The sequence below is a fragment of the Actinosynnema sp. NPDC050801 genome (assembly GCF_040673975.1).
Classification (GTDB): Bacteria; Actinomycetota; Actinomycetes; order Mycobacteriales; family Pseudonocardiaceae; genus Actinosynnema.
In genome coordinates this window covers 44,846-69,246 of sequence record NZ_JBFAQZ010000023.1, presented here as the reverse complement: position 1 = coordinate 69,246, position 24,401 = coordinate 44,846, and the positions used below count along the sequence as shown (strand labels likewise).

Genomic DNA, 24,401 nt, shown 5'->3' with positions numbered 1-24,401 from the left:
CAATCCCATGTCACGCAAGGCAACAACCCGTCTCGTCGCCGCCCTCTCGGTCGGCCTCGCCCTCACCGCCTGCACGGGCAACACCCCGGCGCCCCCGGCCGGCAGCGGCGACCAGGGCGGCGCCCGGGTCGCCAACGACGAGCCCGGCGACAAGGTCGTCATCGGCTTCTCCGCGCCCGCCGCCGACCACGGCTGGATGGCCGCGATCACCAACGCCGCCAAGGCGGAGGCGGAGAAGTACTCCGACGTGGAGCTGAAGGTGGTGGAGGGCACCAACGACGTCAACCTCCAGATCAGCCAGGTCGAGACGTTCATCAACGACAAGGTGGACGCGATCGTGCTGCTGCCGTTCGACGGCGCGGCGCTGACCCCGGTGGCGCTCAAGGCGATGAAGGCCGGCATCACGGTGATCAACGTCGACCGCGAGTTCGGCAGCCCGTTCGCCGCGCGCTCGACCGTGCTGGGCGACAACTACGGCATGGGCGTGTCCGCCGGCACCTACATCTGCGAGGAGCTCGCCGGCAAGTCCGGTGCGGTCGTGGCCGAGATCGCCGGCATCGACTCCCTGCCCCTGACGCAGGACCGCAGCAAGGGCTTCGCCGACGCCCTCGGCGACTGCGGGTTGAAGGTGAACAACCGCGTCGCCGCCGAGTTCACCGTGGAGAGCGGCGAGCGGGCCGCCGCGAACCTGCTCCAGGCCGCGCCGCGCATCGACGCGCTGTGGAACCACGACGACGACCAGGGCGTCGGCGTCACCGCGGCGATCAAGAACTCCGGCCGCAGCGACTTCTTCATGGTCGGCGGTGCGGGCTCGGCCAACGTCATGCGGGAGATCAAGGCCGGCAACGGCCTGCACAAGGCGACCGTGGTCTACCCCTCCACCCAGGGCGCGGACGGCATCCGCCTGGCGCGGCTGGCCGTGCAGAACAAGAGCCTGGGCGACCTGGTCGAGGTCGAGGTGCCGCGCCAGATCGAGCTGTTCGCCCCGGTCGTCACCAAGGACAACGTCGACCGCTACCTGCCCACCGCCTTCGAGTCCTAGGAGATCACCGCCTTGACGACAGCGACGCTGGGTATCGCGATGATCGGCCACGCCTTCATGGGAGCCGCGCACTCCCAGGCGTGGCGCGTCGCGCCGCGCTTCTTCGACCTGCCGGTGCGCCCGGTCATGGCCGTGGTGTGCGGCCGGGACCGGGCCCGCACCGAGGCCGCCGCCGCGCGATTGGGCTGGGCGGAGGTCGAGACCGACTGGAAGGCCGTGCTGGACCGGGACGACGTGCAGGTGGTCGACATCTGCACGCCCGGTGACACGCACGCCGAGATCGCCGTCGCGGCCCTGGCCGCGGGCAAGCACGTGCTGTGCGAGAAGCCGCTGGCCAACACCGTCGCCGAAGCCGAGGCGATGACGGCTGCGGCGGCCCGTGCCGTCGCGGAGGGGGTGCGCGCCATGGTCGGGTTCACCTACCGGCGCGTGCCCGCGCTCTCCCTCGCCCGCGACCTCGTGGCGCAGGGCCGGCTGGGGCGCGTCCACCACGTGCGCGCCCAGTACCTCCAGGACTGGATCGTCGACCCGGCCGCACCGCTGTCGTGGCGGTTGCAGAAGGAGAAGGCCGGATCGGGCGCGCTGGGCGACATCGGCGCGCACATCGTCGACGCCACCCAGTTCATCCTCGGCGACACCATCAGCGAGGTGTCCGGGATGCTGGAGACGTTCGTGTCCGAGCGCCCCCTGGCGTCCGACCACTCCGGGCTGTCCGGCACCGCCGTCGCGGACCGGACCGGGCCGGTCACGGTGGACGACGCCGCGCTGTTCCTGGCCCGGTTCGCCGGCGGCGCGCTCGGCACGTTCGAGGCCACCCGGTTCGCCAACGGCCGCAAGAACGCCATCCGCATCGAGATCAACGGCTCCGCGGGCAGCCTGGCGTTCGACTTCGAGGACATGAACGTCCTGCACTACTACGACGGCGCGGAGGACGCCGCGGTCGCCGGTTTCCGCCGCATCGTCGTCACCGAGCCGCAGCACCCCTACGTCGACGCCTGGTGGCCCGCCGGCCACGGCCTGGGCTACGAGCACGCGTTCACGCACCAGGCCGTCGACTTCGTCCGCGCCGTGGCCGCCGGCACCGACCCCGCCCCGTCGTTCGCCGACGGGCTCCAGGTGCAGCGCGTCCTGGCCGCCGTCGAGGCCAGCGCGGCGTCCCGCTCCTGGCGACACGTCTGAGAGGAGAACGAGAATGGCGCGTCCGATCACGTTGTTCACCGGCCAGTGGGCCGACCTGCCGTTCGAGGAGGTCGCCCGGCTGGCCGCCGAGTGGGGCTACGACGGCCTGGAGATCGCCTGCTGGGGCGACCACCTCGACCCCTGGCGCGCGGCCGAGGACGACGACTACGTGCGCGATCGGCTCGACGTGCTGGCCAAGCACGACCTGAAGGTGTGGACGATCTCCAACCACCTCACCGGTCAGGCCGTGTGCGACGACCCGATCGACGAGCGGCACAAGGGGATCCTGTCCTCCCGCATCTGGGGTGACGGCGACCCCGAAGGCGTGCGGCGCCGTGCGGCCGAGGAGATGAAGGTGACCGCGAGGGCCGCCGCGAAGCTCGGCGCGTCGACCGTGGTGGGGTTCACCGGTTCCTCGATCTGGAAGACCGTCGCGATGTTCCCGCCCGTGCCGCCGTCGATGATCGACGCCGGGTACGCCGACTTCGCCGACCGCTGGAACCCGATCCTCGACGTGTTCGACGAGGTCGGCGTCCGGTTCGCGCACGAGGTGCACCCGTCCGAGATCGCCTACGACTACTGGACCACCGTGCGGACGCTGGAGGCGATCGGGCGCCGTCCCGCGTTCGGCCTCAACTGGGACCCGTCGCACTTCGTGTGGCAGGACCTCGACCCGGTCGGCTTCCTGTGGGACTTCCGCGACCGGATCTACCACGTCGACTGCAAGGACGCCCGGCGCCAGGTCGGGGACGGGCGCAACGGCCGGCTCGGCTCGCACCTGCCGTGGTCCGACCCCCGGCGTGGCTGGGACTTCGTCTCCACCGGCCGCGGTGACGTGCCGTGGGAGCGCTCCTTCCGGATGCTCAACAGCATCGGCTACGACGGCCCGATCAGCGTCGAGTGGGAGGACGCCGGGATGGATCGCCTCGTCGGCGCGCCCGAGGCCCTGGAGTTCGTGCGCCGCAACGCGTTCGACCCGCCGACGGCCTCGTTCGACGCCGCGTTCTCGACGGGCGGGTGAGCCCGCCGCACCGGATCGGCACCAACGAAACACTTTCGCTCACCAACCTGGCAGTCGATCGCAAGAATAAGCCCGCTTATCCTTGACGTCGAGTGACCCTGCTGCTCTTATTGACTACCGGGTCGGTCGTCGAGATTCCGTCTGTACCAAGGCAAACAGCGACGCCCGCACGCCAGGTCACCTCGACGTGCGTGCGGGCCGGCCAGCTCGATGAGTAGTACACATCCTTCAGAGGTTCATCTGCCCGGCTCGACCGGCAGGTGCCGCGCAGGTGCCACAGCGAAGTGGAGTGCTCATGAAGGGCTGGATCCGCGCGTTCGGCAGGACGGCGCTGCGCCGGGATCGTGGAGAGCGCGTGCCCAGGCCCGCCGGCGGGGCCGGATCGCCGGGCCCGTCGGCGGGTGGGTAACGAGGACGGCCACCGACCGCGACGTCAGCCACGCCGCCGGCACCCGGACCCGTCCTGGCAGACCGACGGCGCGTGCGTCGGTACCTGGACCGTCCTGGCAGGCCGACGACGGCGCGTCCGCCAGCACCCGGACCGTTCTGGCAGACCGGCGGCGCGTGCGTCGGCATCCGGACCCGTCCCGGCAGATCGACGGCGCGTCCGCCGGCACCCGGATCCGTCCTGGCAGACCGACGACGGCGCGTTCGCCGGCACCCGGTTCCGCACCGCCGGTCTCGGCCGCCCTCCGCCTGCCGCCCTCCGCCTGCCGCCTTCGGCCTGCCGCCCGACGAGGGCGTTGCCGCACGCCGCGGCCCGACCACGCCGTACGCGCCGACCGCGCAGTGCGCGTCCCCGCCGCGACCGGACCGATCACCACCACGAGCCGCCGCCGACCGCACGGTCGGGCGTCCACCTGCCACGCCGCGACGGCGTGCGCGGTGAACGCGCCCACCCGGAACCAAGCGAAAGGGAAAAGAAGGTGAAACCAGCCACTACCGCCGCGAGATTGTCGGTGGCCCTCGCGGTGTTCGTGTCCGCTGCGCTGCTGCCGACCTTCGCGGACCTCGGTCGGGCCTCGGCCGCCACCCAGGCAACCTACTACGTGGCCCCCGACGGCAACGACGCCAACGCCGGGACGATCACGGCGCCGTTCAAGACGGTGCAGCGCGCGCGGGACGTCGTCCGCACGGTGAACGCGAACATGTCCGGCGACATCTACGTGTACCTGCGCGGCGGGAACTACCCGGTGACCAGCACCGTGGAGTTCGCGCCGGCCGACTCGGGCACGAACGGCCACCGCGTCGTGTACGCCGCGTACCAGAACGAGACGCCGGTGCTGAACGGCGGCGTCCAGGTGACCGGCTGGACGCCGCACAGCGGCAACATCTGGAAGGCGCCGCTCGATCGCGCCAACAAGCTGCGGGCGCTGTACGTGAACGACAAGCGCGCGCTCATGGCGTCCAAGACCATCAGCTCGCAGGGGTGCTACGGCACGTACAACATCACCGCCGGGCAGGCGCCCTGGGCGTGGGAATCGGGCTCGCAGTGCGACGGGGCCCGGTACAACACGGCCGACCTGCCCGCGATCGCCGGCAACCACGACGACATCGAGATCGAGACCGGGACGACCTGGACCACGGCCATCGTGGGAGTCCGCCAGGTCACCACGAGTTCCGACGGCGCGAGCCGGGTGGCGCTGTTCCAGCAGCCGGGCGCGGCCATCGCCCAGGGCGCCTTCAACGGCAACGCCCAGGTCGGCGGCAGCCAGAAGTTCATGAACGCCTACGAGTTCCTGGACGCGCCGGGCGAGTTCTACTTCGACAAGACCAGCCGGACCGTCTACTACTACAAGGCCGCCTCCGAGAACATGGCGACCGCGTCGGTGTTCGCGCCGAACAACGTGTCCACCGTGCTGCGGGTCGCGGGCACGTCCACCACCAGCCACGCGCGCAACATCACCTTCACCGGGCTCACGGTCCAGCACTCCGACTGGAACCTGTTCACCGTGGCCGGTTCCGTGCTCAAGCAGGCGCAGCAGGGCAACCTCGGCAACACCGCGTACGCGCGGGGCAACTTCCACGTCTACTACTACCGCAACGTCGACGTGACCCCCGGCATCATCCACATCCAGAACGCCGACGGGATCGTCCTGCAGCGCAACCGGGTCCAGCACACCGGTGCCGACGGGATCAACATGGTCAACGACGTGCAGGGCACGCAGTTGACCGGGAACCACACCAACGACATCGCGGGCTCCGCCATCACGGTGGGCCACCCCCAGCACGTCTACGTCGGAGACCACACGGCGACCAACCGCGAGAAGTACTCCGCCCAGGTCGAGGGCCTGCCCAAGAACATCGAGATCAAGAACAACTACCTCTACGACAGCGCCGTGCTGTTCAACGGCCACAGCCCCATCTCGGCGTACTTCGCCGACACCCTCACGATCCAGCGCAACCGGATCGAGAAGAGCCCGTGGTCGGGCATCACGCTCGGCTGGGGCTGGTGGAACTTCGACGGGTCGTCAGGCTCGATCGCGCCCAACCGGCCGACCACCACGGCGAAGAACAACACCATCAGCCACAACCACATCATCGACACGGTGCAGCGCCTCAGCGACACGGCCCCCATCTACACGCTGGGCAGCCAGCCGGGAACCACGATCACCAACAACTACCTCCAGGGCGTCCCGTCCGGTCACAAGTACGGGCTGCACCCGGACGAGGGCTCGGCGTTCATCACCTTCCGCGACAACGTCCTGAGCGTGGACCCGAACATCACCTGGCTCATCAACTCGGACGACTTCGGGCGCAAGCACGACCTGAGCATCACGCAGACCTACGGACCGGTCAACAAGGTCTCCAACAAGAACCTGCCGAACAGCACCATCCAGGACATCCTCGCCTACCCGGACTACGTCTGGCCGGCACCCGCCTACGGCGTCGCCGTGAACTCCGGGCTGGAGGACGCGTACCGCGACATCGTGCCGCAGGCCAACCTCTCCCTGCCGGATTACGCCCTGCCGGCCAGCACCTTCCTCGCCGCGGGGTCCACCTCCATCCCGATCCGGAGCACCGGCGATGCGACCAGGACGGTCTGGTTGGCCCCGCCGGGCACGACCAATTTCGTCGCCGGCCCCACGATGACCAGGGCGGGCGGCACCGCGGTGACCATCGACGTGCCGACCTCGTCCGGTGACTACCGGCTCTACGTCGTGGACGCGCAGGGGAACCGGTCGGCCGAGTCGAAGTCGCTCGTGCGGCGACAGGGCGGCGGTCAGCAGAACGGCACGATCGTCGGCGCCCAGTCCGGCCGGTGCGTCGACATCGCCGGGACGACACCGGCGAACGGTTCCCAAGCCCAGCTGTGGGACTGCCACGGCGGCACCAACCAGCGCTTCACCCACACGGCGGGCAAGCAGCTGCAGGTGTCCGGCACCAAGTGCCTGGACGCCTACAACCGGGGCACCACCAACGGCACCGCCGTGGTGACCTGGGACTGCAACGGCGGCACCAACCAGCAGTGGAACATCAACGCCAACGGCACCATCACCGGCGTGCAGTCCGGGTTGTGCCTGGACGCCTACGGCGCCGGCACGGCCAACGGGACCAGGCTCATCCTGTGGTCCTGCGGCAGCGGCGCCAACCAGCAGTGGAGCCTGCGCGGCTGAACCGACCCGGTGGTCGGGGCCGTGCGGAGGCCCCGGTCCGGCGAACGAGCCGGGTCGGGGCCTCCACGCGACGCATCGGCGTTGCACGATCGCGGAAGAGCTCCCCGAGGTTCGACGGTGGTCACAGCGGAGGATCGGGCACTTCGGTGGACGACTCGATCTCCACCCTCGTGGTGGTGCCGGCGTCGAGTTGCCGGTGCCGGGTGACGACGTGGTCGAGCTGCCGCGCCAGGCGCGGGATGGTGGTCGAGGTGAGGTAGCTGTCGGCCCCGGCGTCGAGCATGCGCCGGACCGGACCGTGGTAGCTGACACCGAGGCCGTCGTCCTCGACGTCGGTGACGATGACGCGGGCCCTCGGGAACATCGACCGGAGGCTCCCGATCAGCTGCGGGCTGCTCGGCGGCACCAGCAGCACGTCGGCCGTGGTCGGTGCGGAGTGCATGTCGAGCACGATGTAGTCCCCGCCGAGCGCGGCGGACAGCGACGCCCGGGCCGAACCCGACAGCTTCATCGCGGTGGCGACCACGGTCACGTCGTGCACCGACGGTTCCTGCTCGGCGTCCACGTGCCGTGCGCCGGTTCCGCCGCCGATGCCGGCGACCGCCGCGATCGGGGCGCCGTCCCTCGTGATGAACACGATCTCGCCGGGGCCGAGGGCGTCGACGAGCGCGACGACGTCCTCGGGCAGGTCTGTCACGTCGATGTGCCGTGCGCTCGACGCGGCGCGTTCGTCGGTCATGCCCTACAGGACGTTCGGGGCCCGTGCGGTGCCGGCCGATCCCACATGACGGACCGGTACATGACGGACCGGTACATGACGGACCGGTAGTGGACGAATTCCACCCGGGGGCTGGTGGAACCAGGCGCGAATCGGCTGTTCGACGCTGTTCACGGCACCTGTTCCGCACCGGGAGCGTGTGTGGTCGGGACACATGGACCTGCGGAAAGGTGCTCCCTACCGTTCTTCCCACCGTGCCCCGCCCGGTGCCGGCCTACCCGGGCGGGGTGCGGGGGACGAGGGCCGTCGATGTCGGAAATCACGGCCATTGGTGATCGGAGAACGGTTCGATGACGCGGTTCGGAATCGTCGGTGCGGGTCTCATGGGGCACGGGATCGCGGTCGACTTGGCGCGGGGCGGCCACCGGGTGGACGTCCACGACGCCGACGACCGGGTCATGGCGTCGTTCGCCGCGCGCGTGGCGGAGGCGTTGTCGGTCTGCGGGCTGACCGGTGCGGAGATCGCCGCCGTCAGGTCGCGGATCACGGCGGTGTTCGACGTGGCGACCGCCGTGGGCGAGGCGGACGTCGTGGTGGAGGCGGTGCCGGAGCGGATGGAGGTCAAGCACGCGGTGCTGGCCGCCGTGGAGGCCGTGGCCGCGCCGGACGTCGCGATCTGGTCCAACACGTCCGTGCTGTCCGTCACCGAGGTGGCCGGGTCGATGATCCGGCCGGGGCGGCTGGTCGGTGTGCACTGGTGGAACCCGCCGTACGTGGTGCCGCTGGTCGAGGTCGCCCCCGGCGCCCGGACGGACGAGGGGTACGTCCGGGCGGCCGACGAGCTGTTGACGGCGCTGGGCAAGACGACGGTGCGGTTGCGCCAGGACGTGCCCGGGTTCATCGGCAACCGGTTGCAGTTCGCGATGGTGCGGGAGGCGTTGCACCTGCTGGACGCGGGGGTGTGCGACCCGGCCACGATCGACGTGGTGGTGCGGTCGGGCTTCGGCCTGCGCCTGGCGGCGGTCGGGCCGATGGAGAACGCCGACTACATCGGGCTGGACCTGACCCGCTCGATCCTGCGCAGCCTGTCGCCGCACCTGTCGGCGGCCACGGACTCGTTCCCGGTCCTGGACGACCTGCTGGCCGGCGGCAGGGGCGGGAAGGTGGCCGGCGGCGGGCTGCTGGCGTGGCCGCCGGGCCGGGCCGAGGAGGTGGCGCGCCGGCTGGACTCGGGCATCCGGCGCAACCTGGCCGGCGCGACGGACGGGGAGCCGGTGGCGATTAGCCGCCCTGGCTGGACGGCGGACACCACCGGCGACGCCGGGGCCGGGTGCTAGGCGGCGGGTGCGACGCGCACGACACGCGGCGGGCGGTCGGGATCGCACCCGGGCGGTCGGCGGTGTCCCGGTCCCACAGCGGCGGGTCGTCACAGGCGTTCCGGGTTGCGGCGGCGACCGGGTGGCCATGCACTGTGTGGCCGGGGACTGTGTGGCCGGGGCACATGCGGGGCCGGGATGCCGCGGGTCCGCGCACATGGACGGTGCGGGTGGGAGGTGCCTACCGTGAGCCGCCGTGACTCGGTTGGGCACCGCGCCGGCCGAGCCCGACTCGACGACGGCGTCGACTGGGGGAGGAAGACCGTGACGGTGGCGACCGCGTCCTACCTGGAACTGCTGCTGGCCTCGGAGACCGGTGTCGGCGACTTCGACGACCCGCTGGTCCGGGCACGTGCGGAAGGCGCGCCACCGGACCGGTTGGCGGAGCTGGAACGGGAACGCGCGCTGGCGTTGCGGGTCCGCGAGATCCTCATCGGGCACCGGCGCCACCAGGCCGAGTTGCAGCTGCTCAACGACACGGCCCACGACCTGGCGGCGCTGCACGACCTGGACGCGATCCTGCAGGCCATCTCCGACCGGGCCCGCCGCCTGGTGGACTGCGACCTGGCCTACATCAGCCTCAGCGACCGGGACCGCGGCGACAGCTACATCAAGGCCGCGTCCGGCAACATCTCCGGGCAGCTGCGGGAGCTGCGGCTGCCCGGCGGTGCCGGGGTCGGCGGCATGGTGGCCCGCACCGGCGCGCCCTACAGCGTGCTGTCCTACCACGAGGACAAGTCGATCATCCACACCGCGGAGATCGACCGGACCGTGTCCGCTGAGAAGATGTGCTCGCTGCTGGGGGTGCCGGTCGTGCTCGGCCGGCACGTGATCGGCGTGCTCCTGGCCGCGCACCGCGAACAGCGCACGTTCAGCGGGCGGGACGTCAACGCCCTGTCGATGCTGGCCGCGCACGCGGCGGTGGCGATCGACAACAGCCGACTGCTGGGCGAGGCGCGCGCGGCGGCCGACGACCTGCGCGTGGCCAACGCGACCATCCGCTCGCACGCCGACGACCTGGAACGCAGTGCGGCGGTGCACGAACGCCTCACCCGCCTGGTCCTGGACGGGAAGGGCGTCGAGGACGTGGTCGAGGCGGCCGCGCAGTCGGTCGGCGGAGGCGGGGTGGCGCTGGTGAACCGGGACGGCGCCGTGGTGACGTGCGCGGGTGACCGCACCGCCGTGGCGGGCCGCGACCTCGCCGAGGTCGCCCGTGCCGCGCGCGACGCCGGGCACACGGTCGTCCGCGGCACCACCTGCGCGGTGCCGATGATCACCGAGTCGGACCACCTGGGCACCATGATCCTCGTCGGCGCCACCGCGATCGGCGACATCGACCGGCGCACCCTGGAAGCGACGGCGCTGGTGGCCTCCCTGGTGCTGGTGACGCGGCAACGCATGGCCGAGACCGAGGCCCAGGTGCGCGGCGAACTGCTCGAAGACCTGCTCTCCCCCTCGCCGCCCCGGGAGGACCTGCTGCGCCACCGCGCCTCGCTGCTGGGCGTCGACCTCGACACCCGGCACGTCGTCGTGGTGGCCCGGGCCGACGGCCAGGGACGCGACCACCACCACGCCGCCGCTGCGGCGCTGGCCCGCCGTTGCGGTGGTCTGGCGACGTGGCGCAAGGACGAGGTCGTGTTCCTGCTGCCGGGCACCGATCCCGGGCGGCGGGCGCGGGCGGTGGTCCGCGACCTGTCGACCGCGGCACGACCGATCACCGCGGGCGCGGCGTCGACGGAGGGCTTCGACCGCGTCGCCGAGGCCTACCGGGAGGCGTCGGACTGCGCGCAGGCCATGCTCGCGCTGGGCCGCGCCGGCGAAGGCGCCGACGCCGCCGAGCTGGGCGCGGTGGGTGTGCTGTTCGGCAGCAAGCGCGACCTCGGTTCGTTCATCGACGCCGTGCTCGGCCGCCTGCTCGACTACGACCAGGAGCGCGGCGCGGACCTGGTGCGCACGCTCGGCGCCTTCTGCGCGACCGGCCAGAGCATCTCCAACACGGCCCAGGAACTGCACCTGCACGCCAACACCGTCGCCCAGCGGCTGAGCCGGATCGGGCACCTGATGGGCGAGTCCTGGCGCGAGCCCGACCGGCTGCTGGAGGTCCAGATCGCGTTGCGGCTGCTCCGGATCAGCCGGCCGGAGCTGCTGCGATGAGGACCGGCACGTGGACGACGTCGCCTTCCACCTGCTGACGCTGCTCGCCGGGGACGCCCGCGGCGATGAGCTGGCGCTGGTCGCCGTGGACGAACCCCGGGCCGGTCCGGCGGTCGAGCTGGCGCTGCGCGTCAACGCCACCCTGCGCGGCCACCGGCGGCGGGAGGCCGAGCTCGGCGCCCTGTTCGACACCGCCGGCGACCTGGCCCGGTTGCGCGACCCCGACGAGGTGCTGCGGTCCATCGTGCACCGGGCGCGCAGGCTCCTGGGCGTCGACCTGTCCTACCTCACGTTCAACGACCCGGCCACCGAGACCACCTGCATGCGGGTCGCCGACGGCTCGGTGTCCGAGCTGTTCCCCCGGGTCCGGATGAGGATGGGGGTGGGCCTGGGCGGGCTGGTCGCCCAGACCGGCCGCCCCTACGCCACCGCCGACTACTTCACCGACGAGCGGTTCCGGCACACCGCGCCCGTGGACGCGGCGGTGAAGGAGGAGGGGATGACCGCGCTGCTGGCCGTTCCGCTGACGGTGGGCGACGCGGTCATCGGCGTGCTGTACGCCGCGGAGCGCACGCCGCGCGAGTTCACGCCCGACGAGATCGCCCTGCTGTCCTCGTTGGCCGACCACGCCGCCGTCGCGTTGGACAACGCGAGGCTGCTGGCCGAGATCAGCGCCCACAGCCAGGCCGTGGAGCGCGCGGAGGAGGCCCACGACAAGCTGATGGACCTGGTGCTGCGCGGCGGGGACCTCTCCGCCGTCGCCGCCGCGGTCGCCGACGTGCTGGGTGGCGGCATCGGCGTGCACACCGCCGACGGCGCCGAACTGGCCCGCGCCGGTCCGCCCGTCAAAGCCCCGAACCCGCAGGCCGTGGCGCTCTCCCACCACTCCGGCCGCGCCGTGCCCACCCCGGACGGCTGGGTCTGCGCGGTGCAGGCCGGACCGGAACTGCTCGGCAGCATCGCACGCGGCGCCGGCAGCGGCTCGGGGGACCTCGTCGACGCCGACCGGCGCCTGTTCGAACGCGCCGCCGTCGTCACCGCCCTGCTGCTCCTGCTGCGCCGCTCGGTGGCCAGGGCCGAGGACGAGGTCCGCGGCGAACTGCTCACCGACCTGCTCACCGCGCCCGACCGCAACCCCGCCGCCCTGGTCGACCGCGCACGACGCCTCGGCGTGGACCTCACCGGACCCCACGCGGTGCTCATCGCCCACGCCCCCGCGGTCCCACGCCGCCGACTGGCGTCGGCCGCCGCCCGGTGCGCCGTCCTGAGCGGAATCCACGCCGAACAGGTGGTGCTGCTCATCCCGACCGAGACCGCCGGCGTGCCGGCCGACCGCGTCCGCGCGGCACTGGCCGCCACCGTCGGTTGCCCCGTCACCGTCGCCGCGGCCGGCCCGGCCCGCGGACCCGTCGAACTCGCCCGCGCCCACGCGGAAGCGGGCCGGTGCCTGCGCGCCCTGCTCCGCCTGGGCCGCGAGGGCACCGGTGCCTCGATGGCGGAACTGGGCTTCATCGGCACCCTGCTCGCCGACCACGCCGACCACGCCGGGTTCATCCGCCGCACCCTCGGCCCGGTCTTCGACTACGACCGCGAGCGCGGCACGGAACTCGTCCGCACCCTGGAGGCGTACTTCGCCAGCGGCGGCAACCCGCCGCGCGCCAAGGACCTGCTGCACGTCCACGTCAACACCGTCGCCCAGCGCCTGGACCGGATCGGCAAGCTGCTCGGCCCGGACTGGCAGTCCCCGAACCGGATGCTGGAGATCCAGCTCGCGCTGCGCCTGCACGCGTTGCAGGCGACGTAGACGGCCTCCACCGTGGCGACGATCAGATCAGACATCGATCGCCCTCCGGGAAAAGGCGCAGTCGAATACCGGGCACAGCGCGAAAAATCGACAGCCGGATCTTCCGAGAATAACGAAGAGCGCAGACGGCAGCTATGTCCGTGACCACACAGTCCGCTGGTCGAGGCTGTGCGGGGACCACTGCGGCGCGGCCTTTCGCAGACCGGGACCAGGTGTGTGGTTCACGACATGCGGAGGCGTCTCAAGTGTGTGCGCGGATCCATGGCGTCGCCGTTTTCGCATTCGTAGCATCGGCGAAACAGGGCGACCCGGATCACCTGTCGATTCCCTGCACCACTCCCTGTCCAGGAAGGCTGTCCGATGTCCACCATTTACGCACGCGCCGCTGTCCGCGTTCGCGCGGCGGCACTGCTCGCGGTGCTGGCCGCCGTCGCGGCCGCGCTGTCACTGATCGGGATCTCGCCCCAAGCGCGCGCAGACCTCGTCGCCGTCCAGGGCGCCGCGGCCGTCGAGCACGACCCGGTGATCATCATGCCGGGTATGACCGGCACGACCTCGCACATGGAGCCGATGAAGCGCAACTTCGTCAACGCGGGCTGGCGGTCCGACCGGGTCGACACCTGGACCGACAGCACGAGCATGACCGGTGACCTCACCCGGGCCGGGCAGGAGATCGGCCGGAAGGTCGACAGCGTGCTGTCCCGGACCGGCGCGGCCAAGGTCGTGCTGGTGACCTGGTCGGCCTCCACCCTGGCGGCCCGCTCCTACCTCAAGAACGTGCCCGGCGCGCAGGACAAGGTGTCGCTGTACTTCTCGATGGCCGGCCCGCACCACGGCACCACCACCGCGTCGATGTGCCAGTACACCTACGTGTCGTGCCGGCAGTTCGCCATCGGCTCGCCGTGGCTGGCCGCGCTCAACGCCGGCACCGAGGTCCCGGGCTCGCCCGCCGTCCGCTACACCACGCAGCGCTCCGCCTGCGACTGGAACGTCAACCCCAGCACGTCGGCGGAACTGTCCGGGGCGACCAACCTCCAGACGCCGACGTGCATCGGCCACGGGAGCTTCCCCGGCGACATCGGCGTGTTCAACCAGATCAAGAACACCATCGTCGAGTACGAGAACCAGAGGCCCACCACGACCACGACCGCGCCGACCACCACCAGCGACCCCACCACGACGAGCAGCCCCACCACGACCACCACCACGACCACCACCGCGCCGCCCACCTCGCCCTGCTCGTCGGTCGACGGCCGGTGGGCCGACGCCGGTCCGTTCGCCGTGACCTCCGCGTCCAACGGCCGCGGCACCACCGTCTTCCGGCCGGTGGCCCCGGGCACCCTGGGCTGCACGACCCACCCGGTCGTGCTGTGGAACAACGGCGCCCGCTCCGGGCTGGACCGGTACGTCCCGCTGCTCAACCACCTCGCCTCCCACGGCTTCATCGTCGCGGCGGCGGAGGGCAACGCGGGCACCGGCGGCCCGATGCTCCAGGGGCTGGACCACCTGACGACCGAGCACAACCGCGCCGGCAGCGTCCTGCAGGGCAAGGTCGACCTGTCCAACGTGGGCGCCACCGGCCACTCCTTCGGCGGCGGCGCCGCGGTCGACGCCGGAGCCGACCCCCGCGTGGACACCATCGCGCCGATCTACCCGCTCGCGTTCAGCAGCGCCGGCCGACTGCGAGGGCCCGCGCTGTTCATCGCCGGTCAGAACGACACCATCGTCACGCCCACCACCGTCCGCAACACCTACCGCCAGGCCACCCAGGTCCCCGCCATCTACGCCGAGCAACGCGGCGCCGACCACTACGGCATCCCCGCCCTCCACGGCACCGTCACCGCCTGGTTCCGCCTGCACCTCATGGCCGACGAACAGGCCCGCGGCCTGTACTTCGGCCCCGGCTGCACCTACTGCTCGTCCTCGTTCTGGTCGGTCTTCGAGCGCAACGCCAAGGCACAGGCCGTCGCGGGCCCCTGACCCACCCGCACCCGACCGCGGGGAGTCCGACGACCGGTCGGGCTCCCCGCCGGTGGGCGGGGCCCGGACGTCACCGTGCCCGGTGCGCGAGAGCGTCCGGACGGTCGTGCGGTGGCGTGAGCTCGCCGGAACCGCGTTGGACGAGGGTGGCCGGTACGACGGCGTGCGTCGGTGGGGACTGGTCGCCGGCGATGCGGGCGAAGATGAGCTCCGCGGCCCTGCGGCCGAGCGCGGGGACGTCCTGGCGCAGGACGGTGACACCGGGTTCGAGCATGTCGGCCAGGGGGAAGTCGTCGAAGCCGATCAGCGCGACCCGGTGGTGCAGGTCGCGGGCGCGCAGGACCCGCATCGCGCCGACGGTCACCAGGTTCTGCGCGGTGAACATCGCGGTCGGCGGTTCGTCCAGGTCGAACAGGGCCGCGGCGGCGGTCGCCGCGGCGTCGGGGCCGTGCAGGTCGGTGCGGACGAGTTCTTCGTGCAGCGTCAGGCCGGTGTGGGCGAGCCCTTCCAGGTAGCCGGTGTAGCGCTCCTGGCTGGTCCACAGCGTCTGCCGGTCGCCGAGGAACGCGATGCGCCGGTGACCGCGACCGGCCAGGTGGAGCACGGCTTCCCGTGAGCTGTCCCGGTTGGTGGTGGTGACGCTGTCGGTGCCGCCGAACGTCGGCGGTCGGTCGACCAGCACCATGGGCGTGCCGCGCTCGCGCTCCTGCTGGAGCGCGTCCTGGTGGCCGCCGACGGCCATGACGACCATGCCGTCGACGCGGCGGGTGGCCAGGGAGGTGAGCAGTTCGCGCTGGAGGCCGGGGTCGTCCTCGCTGCTGCCCGCCAGCACCAGCACGCCGTTCTGCCGCGCCCGGTCCTCCACCGCGCGCAGGAGGGCGGCGTCGAACGGGTTGGACAGGTCCTCGAACAGCACGCCGATGGTGGCGCTGCGCCGGTCGGAACGGCGCAGGCTGCTGGCGGTCAGGTTGGGGCGGTAGCCGAGGGTGCGCGCGGCGGCGCGGACCCGTTCGACGACCTCGGCGCCGGCGCCGGGCAGGTCGTTGATCACCCGTGACACCGTCTTCGTGCTGACCTGGGCGAGTGCGGCGACGTCCCTCATGGTCGGCTCGCGCCGTGCGCCCCGTGGGTCCATGGTCCTCTGCTCCATCCTGGGTAACGCTTGCGTAACGGCGGGTTGTCGCACCTCGGACCACGAAGCTAGCGTCAACGATGACTTAACAAAAGCCCCCATTCCTCCCGGTGTAGCTGTCGAGGGCGGACGTGTGGGACTTCTGCTCGCGATATCGCGTGACCAAGCCCGACGTGATCCGCTTCCTGCTCGATGGCTGGTTACGTCAACGTTGACGTTGGAGGAGACATGACCGGACGGTCGCGAATGGGCGTCAGGCTCACGGCGCTGGTGTCGGCGTCGTTGCTGGCACTGGTCACCGGGTGCGGGGACGGCGGCGACGCGGCCGGTGGCGGCACGCTCGTCGGGTTGGTGACCAAGACCGACACGAACCCGTTCTTCGTGAAGATGAAGGAGGGCGCGCAGCAGGCCGCGGGCACCGCCGGCGCGACGGTGCAGTCGTTCGCGGGCAAGCAGGACGGCGACAACCAGTCGCAGGTGGACGCGATCGAGAACCTGATCGGCGCGGGCGCCAAGGGCATCCTGATCACGCCCAACGACTCGAAGGCGATCGTGCCGTCGGTGGACAAGGCGCGCCAGGCCGGGCTGCTGGTCATCGCGCTGGACACCCAGCTGGAGCCGGCCGACGCCGCCGACGCGACCTTCGCCACCGACAACTACCAGGCCGGGAAGCTGATCGGGCAGTGGGCGAAGGCGAAGTTCGAGACCGAGGGCAAGCAGGCGAAGATCGCGCTGCTGGACCTCAACCCGAACCAGGTCTCCGTGGACGTGCAGCGTGACCAGGGCTTCCTGGAGGGCTTCGGCGTCGACGTGCGGGACAAGGACCGGATCGGCGACGAGAGCGACCCGCGGATCGTGGGCCACGACGTCACCGACGGCGCGCCCGAGGGCGGCCGGACGGCGATGGAGAACCTGCTCCAGAAGGACCCCGGCATCAACCTCGTCTACACGATCAACGAGCCGGCGGCGGCGGGCGCGTACGAGGCGTTGAAGGCGGCGGGCAAGGAGAAGGACGTCGTCATCGTCTCGGTGGACGGCGGCTGCCCCGGCGTGGAGAACATCAAGTCCGGCGTCATCGGCGCGACCGCGCAGCAGTACCCGTTGAAGATGGCGCAGCTCGGCGTCGAGGCGATCGCGAAGTTCGCCAAGGACGGCACCAAGCCGCAGAACACCGCGGGCAAGGACTTCGTCGACACCGGTGTCACGCTGATCACCGACCAGCCCGCGGCCGGGGTCGAGTCGAAGGACTCCGCCTGGGGCCTGCAGAACTGCTGGGGCTGAGCCATGTCGACCACGCTGTCGGACAAACTCGCGCCGGGCGGTGACCAGGACCGTCCGTCACCCCTGACCCGTCTCCAGCACCTGCTGCACTCGCAGGCCACCATCGGGCCCGCCGTGGTGCTGCTGGTCGCCATCGTCGTGTTCGCCGTGCTGTCGCCCCGCTTCCTCACGCCGGGCAACATCTCCCTGATCCTGCAGCAGGTCGCGGTCATCGGCACGCTCGCCGTCGGCCAGACCATCGTCATCCTCACCGCCGGCATCGACCTGTCCTGCGGCGCGATCATGGTGCTCACGTCGATCGTGATGGCGAAGGTGGCGGCGGACACCGGGCTGCCGGGCCTGCCCGCGCTGCTGCTCGGCTTCGTGGTGGGCACGCTGTGCGGCCTGCTCAACGGGCTGCTCGTCACGCGGCTGAAGCTGCCGCCGTTCATCGTCACCCTCGGCACGCTGAACGTGTTCTTCGCGCTGAACCTCTGGTACTCGGAGAGCGCCACCATCCGCGGTGCCGACATGCCGTCGCTGCTGCTGTGGACCGGCGAGACGGTGAACCTCGGCGGTACCCGCGTCACCTACGGCTCGATCATGATGGTGCTGCTGGTGGCCGCGATGGCGTTCGCGCTGAAGAACACCGCGTGGGGCCGGCACGTCTACGCCACCGGCGACGACCTCGAAGCGTCCCGCCTGTCCGGCATCCGCACCGCCCGCGTGCTGCTGAGCGTGTACGCGATAGCGGGCCTGGTGTACGCGCTGGCGGCCTGGGTGCTGATCGGCCGGATCGCCTCGGCGAGCCCGCAGGCCGGGCAGATGGACAACCTGGACTCGATCACGGCGGTCGTCATCGGCGGCACCAGCCTGTTCGGCGGTCGCGGCGCCATCGTCGGCTCGCTGATCGGCGCGTTGATCGTCGGCGTGTTCCGCAACGGCCTGGCGCTGGCCGGGGTGGACGTGCTGTGGCAGACCCTGGCGGTCGGCGTGCTGATCATCGTCGCGGTGTCGCTCGACCAGTGGATCCGGAAGGTGAAGCCATGACCACACCGGTGTTGCAGGCCCGCGGGCTGGTCAAGCGCTACGGCCGGGTGACCGCGCTGGCGGGTTCCGACCTGGAGCTGCTGCCGGGCGAGATCCTGGCCGTGATCGGCGACAACGGCGCCGGCAAGTCCAGCCTGATCAAGGCGTTGTCGGGCGCGGTCGTGCCGGACGAGGGCGAGATCCTGCTCGACGGCGAGCCGGTCTCGTTCACCTCGCCGATCGACGCGCGTGACGCGGGCATCGAGACGGTGCACCAGTCGTTGGCCGTCTCGCCGTCGTTGGACATCGCGAGCAACCTGTTCCTCGGCCGTGAGCGCCGCCGCAAGGGCGTCCTCGGCACGGTGTTCCGGATGCTCGACCGCAACGGGATGCGCGAGGAGGCCCGGCGGCAGCTCGACGCGCTGGGCATCATGACGATCCAGAACCCGGGCCAGGCGGTGGAGACGCTGTCCGGCGGGCAGCGGCAGGCGGTGGCGGTGGCGCGGGCCGCCGCGTTCGGCAGCCGGGTGGTGATCATGGACGAGCCGACGGCGGCCCTGGGCGTGCGCGAGTCCCGCGCCGTGCTCGACCTCGTCCTCCAGGTGCGGGACCGCGGCCTGCCGGTGATCCTGATCAGCCACAACATGCCCCACGTGTTCGAGGTCGCCGACCGCATCCACATCCAGCGCCTCGGTCGCCGCAAGGCCGTGGTCGACCCGAGGACCGTCTCGATGTCCGACGCCGTCGCGATCATGACCGGTGCCATGGAGCCACCGGACTAGGTTCACGCCGCCCGCTGTCGCCCCGGCCTGGCGCACCACGTGCGTCGGGCCGGGGCGAACGTGCGTGATGTGGCGATCCGCGGCAGGCGAGCTACGAAAATTTCTCGCTCCAGAGAGAACGTTGACCAGAGCGCTCCTGGTGGTTCACCATTCAGAGCCGAAGGCGCTCTTCTGGGAGCGCTCCCGGTCCGCAACACTGTCGTTCTGGATCGAGAACGTTTCGGTCAGGGTGGCGGCGTGATCCAAGGAGGATCTGTCCGTGCGCACTCATCACCAACTTCGTCGCGGGGTGGCGGTGGCGGCGGCTCTGGCGCTGGCCGCGGCCACCCTGGCCCCGTCCGCCGCACTGGCGGCTCCCGACGCCGGTCCTGCGGTCAAGGTCAACCAGGTGGCCTACGTGCCCGGTCTGCCGAAGCAGGCCACGGTGGTCAACGGCTCGGGCTCGCCCGCGGCGTGGTCGCTGCGCAACGCCTCCGGGGTGACCGTGGCCTCGGGCCAGACCAGCGTGCGGGGCGCGGACCCGTTGTCGGGCGACAACGTGCACGTCGTCGACTTCTCGTCGTTCGACACGCCCGGCGCCGGCTACGTGCTGTCGGTGGCGGGGGCGAACAGCAACCCGTTCGACATCTCGGCCGATCCGCTCAGGCGCCTGCGCTACGACGCCCTCGCGTTCTTCTACCACCAGCGCAGCGGCACACCGATCCTGGCCGAGCACGTCGGCGCGCGGTACGCGCGACCCGCCGGGCACGTCAACGTCTCCCCGAACCGGGGCGACGACGGGGTGCCGTGCCGGGTGTCGTGCGGCTACACCTCCGACGTGCGGGGCGGCTGGTACGACGCGGGCGACCACGGCAAGTACGGCGTGAACACCGGCATCGCCGCGTGGCAGCTGGTCAACGAGTACGAGCGCACCCTGTACGTGAGCGGCGCGGACCGGGCGGCCCTGGGCGACGGGAAGCTGGCGATCCCCGAGCGCGGCAACGGTGTGCCCGACATCCTCGACGAGGCCCGGTGGGGCATCGAGTTCCTGATGAAGATGCAGGTGCCGCAGGGGCGGGCGGACGCGGGCATGGTGCGGCACAAGGTCAGCGACGAGAACTGGACCGCCCTGCCGATGCGCCCCGACCAGGACCCGCAGCCGCGCCTGCTGTCGGCCGTGACGACCGCCGCCACGCTCAACCTGGCCGCCGTGGCCGCGCAGGCCGCACGGGTGTGGCGCGACGTCGACGCGGACTTCGCCTCCCGCGCCCTGACCGCCGCGCAGCGCGCCTACACCGCGGCCAAGGCCAACCCGACGCGCTACGCCGACTCCAACGACGGCAACGGCGGCGGCACGTACGTCGACAACAACGTGACCGACGAGTTCTTCTGGGCCGCGGCGGAGCTGTTCACCACCACCGGTTCCGCCACCTACCGCGGTGACGTGACCGGGTCGTCCTTCTTCCGGGGCAGGGGGTTCGAGCAGGGCGGGTTCGACTGGTGGTGGACCGCGGGACTGGGGGACACGACGTTGGCGCTGGTGCCCAACGGCCTGGCCGCCTCGGACGTGTCGGCCACCCGCGCGGCGTTCGCCTCCTACGGCGACCGGCTGCTCAACCAGGCGTCGACCCAGGGCTACCCGGCGCCGGCGAGCGGCTACTACTGGGGATCCAACGGCGTGGTCGCCAACGCGGCCAACGTGCTGGCGCTGGCGCACGACTTCACCGGCCAGGCCAAGTACCGGACGGGCGTCTACCAGGCGTTGGACTACCTGTTCGGGCGCAACCCGTTCAACCACTCCTACGTGACCGGCTACGGCGAGCGCGCCACCCGCAACTCCCACCACCGCTTCTGGGCCAACCAGCTGGACCCGTCGCTGCCGATCCCGCCCGCGGGGTTGCTGGCGGGCGGCCCCAACGTCGACCTCCAGGACCCGGTCGCGCAGCAGCAGTTGGCGGGCTGCAAGCCCCAGAAGTGCTACCTGGACGACATCAACGCCTGGTCGGTCAACGAGGTGGCGTTGAACTGGAACTCCGCGCTGGCGTGGCTGTCGGCGTGGGCGGCGGAGAAGGCGGGTTCCGACTCGCCCGCGGACACGACCGCACCCAGCACGCCGGCGGGCCTGACCGCGTCGGCCTCGGGCGGCTCGGTGTCGCTGGCGTGGGGAGCCTCGACCGACAACGTCGGCGTCACCGGCTACGACGTCCTGCGCGCCACCGGCTCGTCCGGCACGTTCACCCGGGTCGCCACCGCACCGGGCACGTCCCACACCGACAGCGGCCTGGCCGCGGGCACCTACCGCTACCAGGTACGGGCGCGGGACGCGGCGGGCAACACGTCCCCCGTGTCGGCGGAGGTCACGGTGACCGTGCCGGGCGGCGGGGCCGGCTGCACGGTCGTCGCCACGACCCAGAGCCAGTGGGGCACCGGCTACGTCGTGCAGCCGGTGCGGATCACCAACACCGGGGCGTCGACGATCACCTGGGCGGTCACGTTCACGCTGCCGTCCGGGCACTCGGTCACCGGGTCGTGGAACGCGGCGCTGACCACCGGCGGCCAGGTCGTGACCGCGCGGGCCGTCCGCTCGCTGGCACCCGGGGCGACGGCCGAGTTCGGCTTCCAGGCGGCACGTCCCAACGGCAGCACCGCACTGCCCTCGGACTACACCTGCGCGGGCTGACCGTCCGTCACGGCGGCGGCGCGGTGCTGCCCCGGACGACGAGCCTCGTCGGCAACTCGACGCGGTCGTCGTCCGGCTCACCGCCCGCCGCCAGGGTCAGCAGCATCCCGGCGGCCTCGGCGCCCATCCGCCGCAACGGCTGCCGCACGGTGGTCAGCGGGGGATCGGACCACTGGGTGAACGCCAGGTCGTCGAAGCCGACCACGCTCAGGTCGTGCGGGATGCGCAGCCCCGCCTCCCGCGCGGCGTCGTAGACGCCCAGGGCTTGCAGGTCGTTGGCGGCGAAGACGGCGGTGGGCCGGTCGGGCAGCCGCAGCAGCTCGCGCGCGGCGTCGCGGCCGCCGTCGTGGTAGAGGGGCGCGGTCCGCACCAGCTTGCGGTCCTGCGGCACGCCGGCCGCGTCGAGGGCCGCGCGGTAGCCGTCCAGGCGGGCGCGGCAGCACAGGAACTCCGACGGGCCGTTGACCATGGCGATGCGGCGGTGGCCGAGCCCGACCAGGTGACGGGTGGCGACCAGGCCGCCGTTCCAGTTCGTCGCGCCCACCGACGGGATCGGGTGGGTCGGCTCGCCGGTGGGGTCCAGCGCGACCAGCGGGATGGCCCGGCTGCCCAGCTGGGCCAGCTGGGCCTCGCTGAACTCGGCGGAGACCGCGATGACACCGACCGGCCGGCGGGCCAGCATCTGCCGCGCCCACGCGCTCTCGGGGGTGTGGCCGCCCTGCATCTCGGTCAGCGTCACCGCCAGGCCGTGCGGGCGGACCGCCTCCTCGACCCCGCGGATGATCTCCAGCGCCCACAGGCTGTCCAAGGACTGGAAGACCACCTCGACGATCGGGACCGGTTCGACCTTCTCGGTCTTCTGGAAGCCGTGCTCGCGGATCAACTCCTCGATGCGCCTGCGCGTCCCGTCGGACACACCCGGCCGCCCGTGGATCACCTTCGACACGGTCGAGGCGGACACCCCGGCCAGGTCCGCGATCCGGGAAACCCGCACCTCACCGCCCGCGCGCCCATCCACAGCCACGAACGGCAGCCTACGCGCCGCGGCGCGGTCACCCGATCATCACCCGACGGCCCCGCGGGGACGTGGAGGGGTCGCGAGCGAGCGCGCCGAGCGGGCTACCGTGCTGATCTCGTGGAGCAACGCGTGCGGGAATGGGTGTTGGGGTGGTCGCTGTGCCGCGACGCGCCGGAACCGGTCGAGGAGCCCGACGGGTTCCGGATCGACGTGGGCCTGCCGGGGCACCGGGTGCGGTTCGTGTTGGCCGGCACGGCGTCGGTGCGCGAGCGGGCGGTGGCGTCGACGGAGCCGGGCACGTGGCTGAAGATCTGCGGGAGGCGCGCGGACGTGGTGCCGCTGCTCGGTCCCGGTTGGGTCGTCGGCGCACCGGAGTTCCTGATGAGCACCACCCCCGGCGACGGTCCGGCGGTTCCCGCGCCGGACGGGTACCGCACCGAGGTCGTGCGGGAGCGCCGGTTCCACGAGGTGGTCGTGACCGCTCCGGACGGTGGCCGGGCCGCGCGCGGCCGGTTCGCGGTGCACGGCGGCGTGGCGGTGGTGGACCAGGTCGTGACGGAGCCCGCCCACCGGCGGCGCGGCCTGGGACGGTGCGTGATGGGCACGATCGGCGCGCACGCGCGGGACCGGGGCGCCGGCGTCGCGGTCCTGGTCGCCACGGTCGAGGGGCGCCACCTGTACGAGTCCCTCGGCTGGTGGGTCGACTCGGAGGTGGTCGCGGCGCACCGCCCGGACCCCGCGGCGCCGCACACCGCTTGAGCGTTCACCCGGGCAGGTGCCCGCCGCGTGATCGGGGCAGCCGGTCAGCGGGTGGGGCGGGCGCTCGCGCCGTGCGCAGTTGTACCGAGACCGGCTGAGAACGCCCTGAGCTGCGGTGAAGAGTGCGACCGGCAACCCCGAACGCCGCTTGTCGGCTGCCCGCACGTCGCCGATGATGACGACCATGGCCACTGCCCGACCACCTCGCGCGGCGCTCGACGACGACGTGAGCGGTCCGGGTGCCCCCATCCGGGCGACGGCTCGTGCCTTGGCGAAGGTCGACGGCGCGGCGGCCGTGGTGGTGGTCGAGGGCATCAGCGACCAGATCGCGGTGGAAGCGGCCGCGGTGGGTCTCGGGCGGGACCTGGAGGCCGAGCGGGTGGTGATCGTGCCGATCGGCGGTGCGCAGGCGATCGGCCGTGTCCTGGCGGGCTCGGGCCTGTCGGCCGGCGGGGTGCGCCTCGCCGGTCTGTGCGACCTGGGTGAGGTGGAGGTGTTCCGGCGCGGGCTGGTCGCGGCGGGTGTGGGCGCTCCCCGCACGCGTGCGGACCTGGAGCGCCTCGGCTTCCACGTCTGCGTCGACGACCTGGAGGACGAGCTCGTCCGCGCCGTGGGCCGGGCGGGGGTCGAGGCGCTCTTCGACTTGCAGGGCGACCTCGGGTCGTTCCGCTCGATGCAGAACCAACCCGCCTGGCGCGGCCGGCGGCCCGAGGCGCAGATGCGGCGGTTCCTGGGCAGCGGTTCCGGGCGCAAGCTGCGCTACGCCCGGCTGCTGGTGGCGGCGGCGGTCGACCGCGACGCCCTGCCCCGACCGCTCGACGCGCTGCTGACGGCCATCTGACCGGAGGACCAGGCGGCCCCGGGGACGGGG

General features: G+C 72.1%; 17 protein-coding genes. 14 read left to right on the top strand and 3 right to left on the bottom strand.

What is annotated here, in order from left to right; translation table 11 throughout:
• Positions 1–7 precede the first annotated feature (7 nt).
• From AB0K14_RS34190 to AB0K14_RS34175, 4 genes are all read left to right on the top strand, one after another.
• The gene (locus tag AB0K14_RS34190) at positions 8–1,042 is read left to right on the top strand and encodes a substrate-binding domain-containing protein (protein WP_360457666.1); all 1,035 of its coding nucleotides are present in this window, start codon (positions 8–10) and stop codon (positions 1,040–1,042) included.
• 39 nt (positions 1,043–1,081) lie between these two features.
• Entirely contained in the window at positions 1,082–2,221 is a 1,140-nt protein-coding gene (locus AB0K14_RS34185) for a Gfo/Idh/MocA family oxidoreductase (RefSeq protein ID WP_360457752.1), read from the top strand.
• Between the two features lie 13 nt (positions 2,222–2,234).
• Positions 2,235–3,242 (top strand): sugar phosphate isomerase/epimerase family protein, encoded by a 1,008-nt coding sequence (locus AB0K14_RS34180; RefSeq protein ID WP_360457663.1) that lies wholly within the window; start codon positions 2,235–2,237, stop codon positions 3,240–3,242.
• A gap of 926 nt (positions 3,243–4,168) precedes the next feature.
• Positions 4,169–6,859, top strand: a complete 2,691-nt coding sequence (locus AB0K14_RS34175) for a ricin-type beta-trefoil lectin domain protein (RefSeq protein ID WP_360457660.1) — start codon at positions 4,169–4,171, stop codon at positions 6,857–6,859.
• Between the two features lie 121 nt (positions 6,860–6,980).
• Here AB0K14_RS34175 and AB0K14_RS34170 read toward each other — a convergent pair whose 3' ends face one another.
• Positions 6,981–7,598 (bottom strand): hypothetical protein, encoded by a 618-nt coding sequence (locus tag AB0K14_RS34170; protein WP_360457657.1) that lies wholly within the window; start codon positions 7,596–7,598, stop codon positions 6,981–6,983.
• 329 nt (positions 7,599–7,927) lie between these two features.
• Between AB0K14_RS34170 and AB0K14_RS34165 the strand changes: the two genes are divergently transcribed.
• From AB0K14_RS34165 to AB0K14_RS34150, 4 genes are all read left to right on the top strand, one after another.
• The gene (locus AB0K14_RS34165) at positions 7,928–8,914 is read left to right on the top strand and encodes a 3-hydroxyacyl-CoA dehydrogenase family protein (RefSeq protein ID WP_360457654.1); all 987 of its coding nucleotides are present in this window, start codon (positions 7,928–7,930) and stop codon (positions 8,912–8,914) included.
• A gap of 303 nt (positions 8,915–9,217) precedes the next feature.
• Positions 9,218–11,107 carry a GAF domain-containing protein gene (locus tag AB0K14_RS34160; RefSeq protein ID WP_360457651.1) on the top strand — a complete coding sequence of 630 codons (1,890 nt, stop codon included), beginning with the start codon at positions 9,218–9,220 and terminating at the stop codon, positions 11,105–11,107.
• 10 nt (positions 11,108–11,117) lie between these two features.
• Positions 11,118–12,911, top strand: a complete 1,794-nt coding sequence (locus AB0K14_RS34155) for a GAF domain-containing protein (protein ID WP_360457648.1) — start codon at positions 11,118–11,120, stop codon at positions 12,909–12,911.
• 360 nt (positions 12,912–13,271) lie between these two features.
• Complete coding sequence (locus tag AB0K14_RS34150; RefSeq protein WP_360457646.1) at positions 13,272–14,891, top strand: hypothetical protein; 1,620 nt, start codon at positions 13,272–13,274, stop codon at positions 14,889–14,891.
• 70 nt (positions 14,892–14,961) lie between these two features.
• Here AB0K14_RS34150 and AB0K14_RS34145 read toward each other — a convergent pair whose 3' ends face one another.
• The gene (locus AB0K14_RS34145; protein ID WP_360457643.1) at positions 14,962–16,026 is read right to left on the bottom strand and encodes a LacI family DNA-binding transcriptional regulator; all 1,065 of its coding nucleotides are present in this window, start codon (positions 16,024–16,026) and stop codon (positions 14,962–14,964) included.
• 225 nt (positions 16,027–16,251) lie between these two features.
• Between AB0K14_RS34145 and AB0K14_RS34140 the strand changes: the two genes are divergently transcribed.
• The 4 genes from AB0K14_RS34140 (at position 16,252) to AB0K14_RS34125 (ending at position 21,753) form a co-directional block, all read left to right on the top strand.
• Positions 16,252–17,304 carry a sugar ABC transporter substrate-binding protein gene (locus AB0K14_RS34140; protein ID WP_360457640.1) on the top strand — a complete coding sequence of 351 codons (1,053 nt, stop codon included), beginning with the start codon at positions 16,252–16,254 and terminating at the stop codon, positions 17,302–17,304.
• Positions 17,305–17,307: 3 nt separating this feature from the next.
• Positions 17,308–18,333 (top strand): ABC transporter permease, encoded by a 1,026-nt coding sequence (locus AB0K14_RS34135; protein ID WP_360457637.1) that lies wholly within the window; start codon positions 17,308–17,310, stop codon positions 18,331–18,333.
• Positions 18,330–19,094, top strand: coding sequence for an ATP-binding cassette domain-containing protein (locus tag AB0K14_RS34130; protein ID WP_360457634.1), 765 nt, complete (start codon positions 18,330–18,332; stop codon positions 19,092–19,094). Before AB0K14_RS34135 ends, AB0K14_RS34130 begins: the two co-directional genes overlap by 4 nt.
• Before the next feature lie 259 nt (positions 19,095–19,353).
• Positions 19,354–21,753, top strand: a complete 2,400-nt coding sequence (locus AB0K14_RS34125; RefSeq protein WP_360457631.1) for a glycoside hydrolase family 9 protein — start codon at positions 19,354–19,356, stop codon at positions 21,751–21,753.
• Positions 21,754–21,760: 7 nt separating this feature from the next.
• Here AB0K14_RS34125 and AB0K14_RS34120 read toward each other — a convergent pair whose 3' ends face one another.
• A complete protein-coding gene (locus AB0K14_RS34120) occupies positions 21,761–22,777 on the bottom strand; it encodes a LacI family DNA-binding transcriptional regulator (protein ID WP_360457628.1) in 1,017 nt (338 codons plus the stop codon).
• A gap of 123 nt (positions 22,778–22,900) precedes the next feature.
• Here AB0K14_RS34120 and AB0K14_RS34115 point away from each other — a divergent pair, with 123 nt between their 5' ends.
• Both AB0K14_RS34115 and AB0K14_RS34110 read left to right on the top strand, forming a co-directional pair.
• Complete coding sequence (locus tag AB0K14_RS34115; protein ID WP_360457626.1) at positions 22,901–23,530, top strand: GNAT family N-acetyltransferase; 630 nt, start codon at positions 22,901–22,903, stop codon at positions 23,528–23,530.
• 184 nt (positions 23,531–23,714) lie between these two features.
• Positions 23,715–24,371: a TOPRIM nucleotidyl transferase/hydrolase domain-containing protein gene (locus AB0K14_RS34110; protein ID WP_360457623.1), complete on the top strand. Its 657-nt coding sequence runs from the start codon at positions 23,715–23,717 to the stop codon at positions 24,369–24,371.
• Positions 24,372–24,401 lie beyond the last annotated feature (30 nt).

What these genes read in the sequence shown, in the direction of transcription:
- AB0K14_RS34190 (WP_360457666.1), top strand. Translation starts at nt 8, where the DNA reads ATGTCACGCAAGGCAACAACCCGTCTCGTCGCCGCCCTCTCGGTCGGC.
- AB0K14_RS34185 (WP_360457752.1), top strand. Translation starts at nt 1,082, where the DNA reads ATGATCGGCCACGCCTTCATGGGAGCCGCGCACTCCCAGGCGTGGCGC.
- AB0K14_RS34180 (WP_360457663.1), top strand. Translation starts at nt 2,235, where the DNA reads ATGGCGCGTCCGATCACGTTGTTCACCGGCCAGTGGGCCGACCTGCCG.
- AB0K14_RS34170 (WP_360457657.1), bottom strand. Translation starts at nt 7,598, where the DNA reads ATGACCGACGAACGCGCCGCGTCGAGCGCACGGCACATCGACGTGACA.
- AB0K14_RS34165 (WP_360457654.1), top strand. Translation starts at nt 7,928, where the DNA reads ATGACGCGGTTCGGAATCGTCGGTGCGGGTCTCATGGGGCACGGGATC.
- AB0K14_RS34150 (WP_360457646.1), top strand. Translation starts at nt 13,272, where the DNA reads ATGTCCACCATTTACGCACGCGCCGCTGTCCGCGTTCGCGCGGCGGCA.
- AB0K14_RS34145 (WP_360457643.1), bottom strand. Translation starts at nt 16,026, where the DNA reads ATGGACCCACGGGGCGCACGGCGCGAGCCGACCATGAGGGACGTCGCC.
- AB0K14_RS34140 (WP_360457640.1), top strand. Translation starts at nt 16,252, where the DNA reads ATGACCGGACGGTCGCGAATGGGCGTCAGGCTCACGGCGCTGGTGTCG.
- AB0K14_RS34135 (WP_360457637.1), top strand. Translation starts at nt 17,308, where the DNA reads ATGTCGACCACGCTGTCGGACAAACTCGCGCCGGGCGGTGACCAGGAC.
- AB0K14_RS34130 (WP_360457634.1), top strand. Translation starts at nt 18,330, where the DNA reads ATGACCACACCGGTGTTGCAGGCCCGCGGGCTGGTCAAGCGCTACGGC.
- AB0K14_RS34110 (WP_360457623.1), top strand. Translation starts at nt 23,715, where the DNA reads ATGGCCACTGCCCGACCACCTCGCGCGGCGCTCGACGACGACGTGAGC.